Here is a 10,293-nt window from a genome sequence, read left to right as displayed (position 1 = left end):
TAGGGCTTATCTGACGCGTAATGAGTTGGCGGACCTAAGTAATATGACTACTAGCAATGCGGTGCGGACGCTTCGCTCCTTTCAGGAGGAGGGGGTAGTGGCTCTGAATGGGCGACGGATTAAGGTGCTAGATGAAGAGAAGCTTCAGCGGATTAGCAGGCTAGGATAAAAGTATGGGCGGAGGTAAAGGCAACACGATCACGACGTATGACCTGGGCACGCTTCCTATTGGGCAGCTACTCAGGTATTATGCGGTACCGTCGATTGTGGGGACGATGGTCAATTCGCTCTACAATTTGGTGGATAGGATCTTTATTGGACAAGGGGTGGGAGGCTTGGCGATTTCGGGCTTGGCACTCACCTTTCCGATCCTTATCTTTTTACAAGCCTTTGGGATCCTAGTAGGTGTAGGAGCCTCCTCTAGGATCTCTATCTTGCTTGGGCAGAAGAAGCGAGGAGAAGCGGAAAATCTATTGGGTAATGCCTTTGTGCTCTCTGTAGTATTGAGTCTCTCTACCATCACTCTCTGCTACCTACTGATGGAACCGATGCTCTATGCCTTTGGCGCTTCGGCTGATACGATTCCCTATGCCATGGACTACTTAGGGATAGTGATCCCGGGGAATATCTTTGCGAACCTCACTTTTTCGTACAATTCGGTGATGAGGGCGACTGGGTATCCTCGCAAAGCGATGGTGACGATGATTATTGGGGCGGTGCTGAACGTGGCTTTTGATGCCCTATTTATTTTCGGACTAGGATGGGGAATCAAGGGAGCAGCATGGGCTACGGTGCTGAGCATGTTTGTGGGTATGCTCTTTGTGATGCATCACTTTACAGATACTGGTGCCTTTCTCCGCATTCGTGCTAAGAATTTCAAGCTCCAGTGGGGCTATGTATGGGGGATTCTGAGTATTGGGGTGGCACCTTTTGTGATGCAATTGGCAGCAAGTATGGTGCACCTATTTAAGAATAGTAGCCTAGTAGCTTATGGAGGCGACTATGCGGTGGGTGCCCATGGGATCTCTAATAGTATTAGCACCACTATCTTTTTATTTATCCTCGGTTTGGCTATTGGAATGCAACCGGTAGTGGGCTATAACTTTGGGGCAGGAAATATCCATAGGGTGAAGGAAGCTTTTATCAAAACGGTGAGGCTCAACGTAATAATAGGAGTGGTGGGCATCGTGATTACTCAGCTTTTCACAGAGGGGCTGGTGCGGTGCTTCACTACTGATGATGAGCTCATCCGTGTCTCTAAGGAGGCTGTGAGGATTGAGAATATGGCGTTTTGGGCTGTTGGTTTTCAGGTAACTTGTGTCCACTTCTTCCAAAGTATTGGTTCGGCGAAGCAGGCAATGATCCTTAGTATCTCTAGGCAGGTAGCCTTTTTGATCCCTCTGATCTACTTCCTTCCATTGATATGGGAGCTGAAAGGGGTTTGGCTGGCAACTCCGGTGGCTGATGTGCTCTCCTTTACCATATCTTTAACGTTAATCGTGCTATTTTTTAGGAAACATAAAGAAGAAAAGAAGGTATGAGGATGCTATTGATATCACTGGCGGGACAGGTGCTACTGAATGCTCTGTTTCTACTATGCGTATGGTGGGCCACTAAAAAAGGCTCTCAGTGGCGTAGGATAGCGATTGGTTGGGTTGTTTTCGAACTACTATACTTCCTGGTGATCGTGATATCTAAGGTGCTTTACCACTCTAGGGGTGAGTACCTAAGAGTGGGCACCTCTCTATTTACCAATTACTATGTATTTATAGTGATCCTAATGATGCCCCTACTCTGTGGCTACTTCATCATTTGGCTTTTGGGGAAACTTAATGTGGTGAAGCAGGCAGAACTAAGGCTAAAATTACGTAGTTGTCTTCTCATCGTGTTGCTTCCTATTACTGGAGCGCTCTGTATTAAAGGCTATTACAACTCCATAAATCCAGTGGCAACGCACTACCACATCACACTCCCCTACAATGGAACTCCGAAAGAACTTAAGGTGGCCTTTATTACCGACTTACACATAGGTGAACTGGTGCAAAAGGAGGTGCTACAGAAGATGGTGAAGATGGTGCAAGAGGAGCAACCCGACTATGTATTGGTAGGTGGGGATCAGGTGGATTACTACTTTGATTACGTGGAGCGGGACCCTGAGATATCTGAGCTACTCCTTAGCTTGCACTCTGATAAGTCGCGTATCTTTCATGTGCTCGGTAATCATGAGTATTATATAGATAATGAGCCTAAGCGGAAGTGGTTAGATGAGGTGGGCACGCTCCTTGTGGATAGTGTGGTGCAGCTATCGGACTCTCTCTATCTGATCGGCCGTGATGATGCCTATAATGAGAGTAATCGACTTCCATTGAAATCACTTGTGGAGCAGGTACCAGAGGGAGCCACGACCATTTTGCTTGATCACCAACCCATTGAACCAGATGTGGAGAGGGCATTAGGAATCGACTTAGCTCTGCATGGACACACGCACGATGGCCAGTTTATCCCTTTTAAGTGGTTAGTATGGCTCAATTTTGAAAACTCTTATGGATATCTACACAGAGGAGTAACGCATTATATTACGAGCTCTGGACTAGGCTTTTCGTCTTCACCTATATTGCTTGGCACACTCAGCGAAGTGGTGATTATTCACCTAAAGCTACAAGGGGAAAAATAATCATTTATGAATGACTCAGTTAAGGAGTTTATTCTCCATAATGGTCTGACTGTATGGATCTCTACTGACTCATCTGATTCTAAAGTATATGGACAGGTGGTGGTAAGGGCTGGTGCTAAGGAGACCCCTAATAGTGGCGTAGCACACTATTTTGAGCATATTATGTTTAAGGGAACTCAACGCATTGGCACGGTAGACTTTGAGCAGGAAGCACCTATTCTGCAAGAGATAACCAAACAATACTCAAAGCTTCAAGTAGCTAAAAACAGTGCAGAACGGGAGGAGATACAGAGCAAAATTAATGAGCTTAATATTGAAGCTACAAAGTATGCCATCCCTAATGACTTCAATCACCTGATCTCGAAGTATGGAGGGAGTGGGCTGAATGCTGGCACATCGTACGACTATACTCTATTTTACAACTCGTTCTCGCCTCAGTATCTGGAGCATTGGTGCGAGCTGAATAGTGAGCGGATGATTGCCCCTGTATTTAGGCTCTTTCAAAGTGAGTTGGAGACGGTCTATGAGGAGAAGAATATGTACTCCAATAATATCAGCACCGAACCAACACAGAGAATTATGGAGCGTTTGGCAGCCCCCCACCCTTATAGATATCCAATTATCGGTAGCACAGAAGCGCTGAAGTCGCCCGATATTCGTGCTATGGAGGAATTCTTCAGAGATTACTACTATGCCGAGAATATGGCTCTGATCTTGACTGGAGATATCAAGGAGGAGGGATTGCTACCTCTGCTTGAGCGGACTTTCGGAAGAATCAAATCGGGTGGTCGGAAACCTTTGCAGCCCCCTCAGCCCATGCCTTTTAATGGACACGAGAAAATGACCATAAAGGTACCTATCCCATTTGTGAAGGGGCTGGGGTTCATATGGCACACGGTACCCAATAATCATCCGGACCAGGTAGCATTGTCCTTGGTACAGTCTCTTTTGAATAACGATGGAAAAACGGGGCTACTGGATAGGCTTACGATTGATGGAAAGGTGATGGAGGCAGCGGCTATCAACTTTGCACTCAATGATATGGGGCTGTTTGGTGTCTACATCATGCCAAAGTTGCTCCAAAGCTCTTATCTAGTTAAAAGAAGGATCCAAAAGGCAATCGATAGAATTAAAAGAGGGGATTTTAGTACTCAAGCTTTAGAGGAGGTGAAACAATCGCTGTACAAGGCCAACCTCCTACAATTAGAGTCGAGCGAACAGAAAGCTAAGCTTCTTTCGTCACTTTTTGCACAGAATGAAACGTGGAGTGACCTGATGAGGGAATTGGATTTGCTTAGCTCAATAAGCAAGGAAGAGGTGGTGGAGGTGGCACAAAGATATTTGGACGGCAACTATCTGGAGGTTAAGAAGCAAACTGGAAGATATGCCGTTGAAAAGCTACCAAAGCCTCCCTACCAGCCCGTGAAAGCACCGAATCAAGGTGCGAAGTCTGAATTTTCACGACACCTAGAGACGCTAGAAATCCCGAAGCTACCTATGAAGTATTTGGACTTCAAAAAGGATGCGGAGCAGAGGGATTTGTCGGCAAATGATCTGGTTCGATTATATAAGGTGGGTAATGAGATTAATGATCTTTTTTCTCTCGATTTGCTCTTCTTCCGTCAATCCTATTATCACCCACTCCAAACTTATTTAGAGCAATATTTGGATTTAGTTGGTGGAGCCGAAATGAGTGCACACGAGCTAAATCAAAGGTTACAAAGTTTGGGGGCGACCATCACCTATGAGTCCAAACCTAGTTTCTTCTGTATTCGGATTTCTGGATTTGACCACTACCTTAGTGAGACAATAGCACTTGTTGGCTCCATTTTGAACGATATAAAGGTAGAAAAGCCTCAGATTAAGAAGATAATTGAGGCAAGGAAGATTTCAGATAGAGCGATAAAGGCTGATATCACGGAGCTCTCTAAGCGACTATTGGACTTGGCAAGATATGGAGAAAAGGCACCTTACAAGGCAGACCTTTCACTGTCTAAAATAAAGCAGCTGAAAGCCCAAGATATGGTGGAAGAGTTTCACCATCTACTACAGTCAGAACTGGATATTCACTACACTGGAAAGCTAGAGATAGAGAAGGTCGCCTCTTGCATCAAGAGTAGCTTCAATCTAGATGCCATATCAGAATATGGAGAGGGCTACTTTTATGTGCCCTCTATCCTCCCATCTGGCAATCGCATTCTACTCCACAATGAGCCTAGTGCTACTCAAGTAGTCATAAAAGGGTATCTACCTATGGGAGTACTATCGGACTATGAAAAGAGTATTCTCAGAGTTTATTCAACCTATCTAGGCAGTGGAATGAGCTCACTCCTATTCCAAGAAATCCGTGAGTATCGTTCTTTAGCATACAGTGTAAGTAGCTTTGCAAGTTTTGCCCCCCACTCTATCCATGACGGGCAAACAGATTTACTAGTATACCTAAGCACGCAAACTGATAAGTTGTTAGAGGTCATTGAGCTTCTCAATAAACTGATACATAGAAGTCCTGATGACCCTAATAGACTTGAAATAGCTATAAATACCCTGCGGAGCGATGTCCGAAGCACTTACCCAGCAATGAGGATGAAGAGCCGAACAATTGCTTCCCATATACGTCAAGGCTACAATAAGGATATTGCTTTGATTATTGAGGATAACCTGAAATCAATAACCCTACAGGAGGTTCTTGACTTTCATATAGCCAAGGTTATAAAGTCTCCTATCACACTTTCGATGATAGGAAACATTGACGATAAGACAGTGGCTCAACTTTCTGAGAGCTTTCAAATCACTAGAGTTTCCAAAAAACATCTATTGTAGAACACTGTCTTTTGAGGGGCATCTTTGCAGAGACGCCAGTTCGAAACAAATAAGATGGGCATATCTGGCTTTTCGCTAGATATGCCCATTATTCACTTAGTGATCAGCTATTTATCTATCAGCGTAGCGCTTGTTGATCTCATCCCAATTGATGATCTCCCAAATCTTAGATAGATGCTCTGGCCTACGGTTCTCGTAATCTACATAGTAGGCATGCTCCCATACATCAGCACACAAGAGTGGAGTTAGGCCATCCACTACAGGGTTACCTGCATTGGTGTACTTCCCAATAGAGAGCTTACCGCTCTTGTCGGCAGAAAGCCAAGCCCAACCGGCTCCAAAGAGAGAAGCTGCATCAGCTTCAAATGCCTTCTTAAACTCCTCTAGTGAACCCCACTTCTCCTCTATTGCCTTAAGAAGCTCTGCCGATGGCTTACCACTTCCCTTAGGGGCAAACTGTAGGAAGTAAAGATTGTGATTAAGGGTTTGACCAGCATTATTGAATATACCGCCCTCAGACTTCTTCACGATATCTACGAGCTCCATATTAGCAAACTCAGTACCTTCAATCTGCTTATTTAGATTGTTTACATAGGTCTGTAGGTGCTTACCATGGTGAAGACCTATAGTCTTCTCACTAATCACTGGCTCTAAAGCATTAGGCGCATAAGGTAGTTTTACAAGTTCAAACTTCATAATTTTCTCATTTATGTTATTATTAAGTGATAGCATCAACGATTACTGTTTCGGTTAGCTTCCCTAACCAGCACAGAAAAAGTCATAGCTTATTATATCTGTCTCTAATGGTATAACAAATGACTATAGAAAAGGTTTGCTAAAACAATGCGAACCCTCAAAGCTAGATCAATATGCTGTGAGAGTTCGCATAAACCATCAGTCACTTATATCAGAAGTAACTGGATGTGGTTGATTCTATAACCACATTACTTCTTTTTGTTGAGGTCAAGAGCAGCACCTGGCTTGAAGCGCACTACCTTACGAGCAGCAATCTTCATCTTCTTACCCGTGCGAGGATTCACACCCTCACGAGCTGCACGCTCAGTAACAGAGAATGTACCAAAACCAAGGATAGCTACTTTTTCACCCTTCTTCATCTCTTTGGTAATTACCTCGATACCTGCATCTACAGCCTTTTTGGCATCAACTTTAGTAAGCTCTGCTTTTTCAGCAACAGCTGCAATAAATTCAGTCTTATTCATAATTTCAACTATTAAAATGTAAGTGTATAATAACTTCTATTAATTTCTAACTCTTAAGAAATAGATACCAAATAATCCCTCTGAACCTACTACTGCATGAGCAACACCACGGCATCTAATCTTTCGCTTTCAAATATAGAGCAAATATTTGATATATTGATTAGTTCGGTATAATTTTAGATTATTTAATCATTGAGGTTGTTTATGATAGATATCATTAGTCTGAAATATATAACAGGACATCAATGATTGCGTGGATGATACTGTAATATCTCATTTCTAAGAGTAGACCTATCCAAATGGGTATAAATCTCTGTAGTGGATATATCTGCATGACCAAGCATATCCCTTATGGCTTGCAAGTTGGCACCACCCTCTAAAAGATGGGTCGCAAATGAATGTCGCAAAGTATGTGGGGATATTTTCTTTTTCAAGCCAACTTGTTTAGCCAGGTCTTTGATAATCATAAATATCATCTGTCTACTGATTCCTGTCCTTACTCTATTCAGAAAAAGGTGATGCTGATAGGGCGGCTTTGGAATAATGGCTTGCCGTATTGGTAGATATTCATTAATTCGCTCCACAGCACTCTCCGACATAGGCACTAATCGCTCCTTAGTTCCTTTTCCTACCACTCTAATGTACCGCTCCTCCAAGAAGAGACATGAAAAAGTTATATCACACACTTCAGAGACGCGAAGCCCACAACTATATAATAGCTCCAAAATGGCAGCATTTCTAACGCCATGCGGTGTGCTAAGGTCAATAGCAGATAACAAGCTATCAATCTCCTCTACAGTTAAAACCTCCGGAAGCTCTCTTGATACCATAGGCCCTTCAAGTGACTCTGTAGGATTATCCGTAACAATCTCCTCTAACTCCAAGAAGCGATAAAAACTCTTGATACCACTAACTATGCGTCTAAGACTCTTTTTGCTAAGCCCTAGATCTACGAGATAGGAAAGGAATTGCTCCAAATTATCATAGGATAGGTCCAAATACCTCTTGCCTGTCATTTCACTAAACTCAAGGAGGTGCTTGACATCATTTTCATAGCTTTGGATGCTATTGTTCGCCAAGTTTCTCTCTAATAGGAGGTACTCATAGTAGTCCTCCAATATTTCGTCCTTTAGTATCATTTCTTTATCCATAATTCAAAGATAACAAATAATCAATACACTCTCAATACCGATTCCCGAATTATCGAGTGTGCTAGATTGAGTGGAATTGACTAACTTTGCATATATGATAAGAACGCAATCTATTATTGACACACATAAAAGATGGAGCAAAGTAATTACCCATTATTAGATACAATAGACTCACCAGCCGATCTAAAGAAACTGCCCCTCACAGACTTACCCAAACTCTGTGAGGATGTTCGGTGCTTTCTCTTAGAGACGTTGAGCAAGGTTCCTGGCCATCTAGGAGCTAATTTCGGTGTGGTTGAATTGACTGTAGCGCTTCATTATGTGTTTGATATTCCCCATGATGAGATAGTATGGGATGTAGGGCACCAGTCATACGTACACAAGATACTAACGGGTCGAAAAAAGGATTTCTCTACGCTTCGCCAATGGGGAGGTATAAGTGGCTTTACCCACCCTAATGAAAGTCGGTACGACTCATTTATATCCGGTCACGCTTCCAACTCCATTTCAGCCGCCTTAGGAATTGCTATAGGAGCATCACTGCAAAATCAAGAGAAGAATGTAGTCGCTGTTATTGGAGATGGTGCCATGACCGGTGGCCTAGCATTTGAGGGACTTAATAATGCCTCCAACCACCCCAATAACTTACTCATTATACTCAACGACAACCATATAGGTATTGACCCCATCACTGGTGGGCTCAGTAAGTATTTGGTTCGAATCAATACGAGCAAAGTATACAATAGCCTCAGACATAAGGGATATCAAGGATTGAAGAAGCTTCGGCTTATCGATGACTCTAAGAAGAGAAATTTACTCCGCTTCAATAATAGCCTGAAGGCACTCATCAATAATGATAAGAATCTCTTTGAAAGCTTCAGTATACGGTACTTTGGACCTACTGATGGGCACGACGTGGTTGAACTAGTTAATACCCTCAGAAGCATTAAAGACTTCAAGGGTCCAAAGTTACTTCACCTCAAGACCATCAAAGGCAAGGGCTACAAACCTGCCGAAGAGAGTGCTGTGGTATGGCATGCTCCAGGTCTCTTTGACCCAAATACAGGTAAGAGGAATGTGGCGCCTGAGCTTCCCGACACCCCACTTAAATACCAAGAGATTTTTGGGCAAACCCTCCTTGAGCTCGCAGAGATGGATGAGCGAGTAGTAGGTATCACCCCTGCCATGATTTCGGGTAGTTCCTTTAATTTTATGCAACACGAATACCCCAATCGTGTCTTTGATGTGGGTATTGCAGAAGGCCACGCCGTAACATTTGCTGCTGGCCTTGCACTCAAAGGGGAGATACCATTCTGCAATATTTACTCTAGCTTTCTACAGCGTGGATATGACGAGGTAATCCACGATGTAGCGATGCAGTCAGCCCCAATCATTCTGTGCATAGATAGAGCTGGGCTCGTCGGCGAGGATGGGATGACACACCAGGGAGCTTATGATATTGCCTATCTCCGCACCATTCCTGGTCTCACCATCATGTCGCCTATAGATGAAAAAGAGCTCCGCCAGATGATGTTCACAGCCTACAAGCATCATAAGGAAGGACCATTTGTGATACGTTTTCCAAGAGGAAAGGGTGCTTGCAAAGATTGGAAAGTGCCATTTTCGGAACTAACTCTTGGCAAGTCCATAGAGCTCACAACTGGAGAAAAGGTAGCATTTGTATCCTATGGGCCAGTAGGCAATGAAGCCAAACACGCTGTAAAAGAGCTAAATTCTCTTGGATATCACCCAGGGCATGTCAATCTCCGTTTTGTAAAACCTCTAGATACAGAGATGCTCGACTACCTAGCCGAGAAATACGACACCATTATCACGGTCGAAGATGGCTCATTGGCAGGTGGCGTAGGTAGTGCCCTACTAGAATATTATGCAGATAAGGGAACTCCTATCCGTATTAAAAGAATAGGCATACCAGATCAGTTTATTAAGCAAGGAGCTGTGGCTCTTCAGTATCAATATGTCGGCTTGGACGCTTCGTCACTGGTTGATACAGCCGTCAAGATGTTTCAGTAATAACTTATGAGAATATTAATTGTCGGAGCTGGAGAAGTAGGCACTCACCTAGCTGAGATGCTATCACACGAGGAGCATGATATTGTACTCCTTGATTCAGAGCCTACCAATCTAGACTTTGTCTACAATAATAGGCTAGAGATCATGCCATTTGTGGGGTCTCCAATCTCCTTCAAGGATCTAAAGTCAGCCGGTGCCGAAAGGACCGACCTATTCATAGCTGTAACCCCAGAGGAGTGCGACAACTTAGTTGCTTGCCACATGGCTAAAACTATGGGCGCCAAAAAGACCTTAGCCAGAATTAATAATAGCGAATACCTGCTCCCTAATTATAAAGAGCACTTTACCAACCTTGGGGTGGATGATATGATCTATCCCGAACAGCTAGCCGCCC

The 10,293-nt window shown here is 43.6% G+C and carries 9 protein-coding genes; 6 read left to right on the top strand and 3 right to left on the bottom strand.

From position 1 onward, the window contains the following. Nucleotides 1–10 precede the first annotated feature (10 nt). The 4 genes from QVO39_RS01300 to QVO39_RS01285 are packed head-to-tail and all read left to right on the top strand — an operon-like array spanning nt 11 to nt 5,494. Nucleotides 11–169, top strand: coding sequence for a helix-turn-helix domain-containing protein (locus QVO39_RS01300; RefSeq protein ID WP_353867180.1), 159 nt, complete (start codon nt 11–13; stop codon nt 167–169). Nucleotides 170–173: 4 nt separating this feature from the next. Next, entirely contained in the window at nt 174–1,541 is a 1,368-nt protein-coding gene (locus QVO39_RS01295; RefSeq protein WP_021902688.1) for an MATE family efflux transporter, read from the top strand. Then, nucleotides 1,538–2,674, top strand: a complete 1,137-nt coding sequence (locus QVO39_RS01290; protein ID WP_021902687.1) for a metallophosphoesterase — start codon at nt 1,538–1,540, stop codon at nt 2,672–2,674. The genes QVO39_RS01295 and QVO39_RS01290 overlap by 4 nt, the downstream gene beginning before the upstream one ends. Before the next feature lie 6 nt (nt 2,675–2,680). Next, nucleotides 2,681–5,494: a M16 family metallopeptidase gene (locus tag QVO39_RS01285; protein WP_021902686.1), complete on the top strand. Its 2,814-nt coding sequence runs from the start codon at nt 2,681–2,683 to the stop codon at nt 5,492–5,494. Between the two features lie 111 nt (nt 5,495–5,605). On the opposite strand, the gene QVO39_RS01280 is transcribed toward QVO39_RS01285, so the two are convergent. The 3 genes from QVO39_RS01280 to xerA form a co-directional block, all read right to left on the bottom strand. After that, nucleotides 5,606–6,190, bottom strand: coding sequence for a superoxide dismutase (locus QVO39_RS01280; RefSeq protein WP_021902684.1), 585 nt, complete (start codon nt 6,188–6,190; stop codon nt 5,606–5,608). Nucleotides 6,191–6,438: 248 nt separating this feature from the next. Next, a complete protein-coding gene (locus QVO39_RS01275; RefSeq protein ID WP_288171408.1) occupies nt 6,439–6,732 on the bottom strand; it encodes an HU family DNA-binding protein in 294 nt (97 codons plus the stop codon). A gap of 224 nt (nt 6,733–6,956) precedes the next feature. Beyond that, nucleotides 6,957–7,865 carry a site-specific tyrosine recombinase/integron integrase gene (xerA, locus tag QVO39_RS01270; RefSeq protein ID WP_288171399.1) on the bottom strand — a complete coding sequence of 303 codons (909 nt, stop codon included), beginning with the start codon at nt 7,863–7,865 and terminating at the stop codon, nt 6,957–6,959. Between the two features lie 132 nt (nt 7,866–7,997). On the opposite strand from xerA, the gene dxs reads away from it, so the two are divergent. Both dxs and QVO39_RS01260 read left to right on the top strand, forming a co-directional pair. Continuing rightward, nucleotides 7,998–9,899, top strand: a complete 1,902-nt coding sequence (dxs, locus tag QVO39_RS01265; protein ID WP_021902681.1) for a 1-deoxy-D-xylulose-5-phosphate synthase — start codon at nt 7,998–8,000, stop codon at nt 9,897–9,899. A 6-nt stretch (nt 9,900–9,905) separates the two neighbouring features. Further along, on the top strand, nt 9,906–10,293 hold a 388-nt coding region (locus QVO39_RS01260), incomplete at its 3' end, for an NAD-binding protein (protein ID WP_288171397.1).

This window comes from Porphyromonas sp. CAG:1061 (assembly GCF_000435035.1).
GTDB lineage: Bacteria > Bacteroidota > Bacteroidia > Bacteroidales > Porphyromonadaceae > Porphyromonas_A > Porphyromonas_A somerae.
The sequence above is the reverse complement of the archived record's forward strand: the minus strand, read 5'-3'. Positions and strand labels throughout refer to the sequence as shown.

Excerpts from the sequence above, each read along its gene's own strand:
- QVO39_RS01285 (WP_021902686.1), top strand. The coding sequence starts at position 2,681 with ATGAATGACTCAGTTAAGGAGTTTATTCTCCATAATGGTCTGACTGTA.
- dxs (WP_021902681.1), top strand. The coding sequence starts at position 7,998 with ATGGAGCAAAGTAATTACCCATTATTAGATACAATAGACTCACCAGCC.
- QVO39_RS01280 (WP_021902684.1), bottom strand. The coding sequence starts at position 6,190 with ATGAAGTTTGAACTTGTAAAACTACCTTATGCGCCTAATGCTTTAGAG.
- QVO39_RS01290 (WP_021902687.1), top strand. The coding sequence starts at position 1,538 with ATGAGGATGCTATTGATATCACTGGCGGGACAGGTGCTACTGAATGCT.
- xerA (WP_288171399.1), bottom strand. The coding sequence starts at position 7,865 with ATGGATAAAGAAATGATACTAAAGGACGAAATATTGGAGGACTACTAT.
- QVO39_RS01295 (WP_021902688.1), top strand. The coding sequence starts at position 174 with ATGGGCGGAGGTAAAGGCAACACGATCACGACGTATGACCTGGGCACG.